The 785-nt window shown below is 54.8% G+C and carries 2 protein-coding genes; both read left to right on the top strand.

Translation table 11 applies throughout. The annotated features are described in order from the left end of the window. Positions 1-240 precede the first annotated feature (240 nt). Positions 241-450, top strand: coding sequence for a hypothetical protein (locus ACXJ7R_RS34995; RefSeq protein ID WP_181057344.1), 210 nt, complete (start codon positions 241-243; stop codon positions 448-450). Between the two features lie 15 nt (positions 451-465). After that, entirely contained in the window at positions 466-783 is a 318-nt protein-coding gene (locus tag ACXJ7R_RS34990; protein ID WP_457155782.1) for a hypothetical protein, read from the top strand. The last annotated feature ends 2 nt before the right edge of the window (positions 784-785 follow it).

The following is a 785-nucleotide window of genomic DNA, read 5'->3' as shown; positions in this document are numbered from 1 at the left end:
GATTTCCTTCAGATCACTCGGCTGATACCAACGCTTTACGTTACAGAGGCCGCAGCGGACTAGCACCAGCTGTCCAATGTCATGGGCATTGCTGAGCTTCCATTCGCCGCCTCGCTTCCGTCTTCCACCAGTATCAGGCATGGCCAAAAATAGGAACCCATTCCTCTCCGAGTCAATTCACCCTTGACATCTATGTTCTCTTTTTGTTCACTGCGACCATCACGCTTGGGGATACCCGTAATGGCTACGATGCACCTAGATGCCGAATCCAAAGCCGAACTGCACTCCGAAGCGGAGAAGCTCATAGCCCGCTACGAAAGCCCCCTTGAGACTGTGAAGGCGCTCATGGCCTACAACTGCGAGCTTGAGACCCAAATCCTCGCCCTCGCTCACAGATATCCGGGGCTGGTGGCGATCAGCTTTGACCCAACGCCGCCTGTGCTGGGATGAAAGTAGCGGCGCTCAATGCATGACCTTATCGCGTTTATTGAGAGTAACTCTGCGCTGGTAGCGGCCAACCCGGCAGCCTTTGCCACTTTTGCCGTCCTGTTCGGAGGCGGTGGGTTTGCTGTTGGACGGTATTTACTGACCGAGCGCATCGCCAATCTGGAAAGCCGAATTGCCAGACGCGACGAGGAAATCACGGACTTAAAGGCCAAGCAGAAAGCGCCAGAGCTTGAACCTTCAATGATGCCCATACTCGGCACGACTGCGATTTTTCCAAGTGAGCCGGTCACCTCACACCGAGTGGCGCAGCGGAAAGAGAACCTTGATGTCAGATAACC

The sequence above is a fragment of the Mesorhizobium sp. P5_C1 genome, assembly GCF_054049815.1.
This window is presented reverse-complemented; position numbering and strand designations above follow the sequence as displayed.

Coding starts and splice junctions, on each gene's coding strand:
- ACXJ7R_RS34990 (WP_457155782.1), top strand. CDS start 466: ATGCATGACCTTATCGCGTTTATTGAGAGTAACTCTGCGCTGGTAGCG.
- ACXJ7R_RS34995 (WP_181057344.1), top strand. CDS start 241: ATGGCTACGATGCACCTAGATGCCGAATCCAAAGCCGAACTGCACTCC.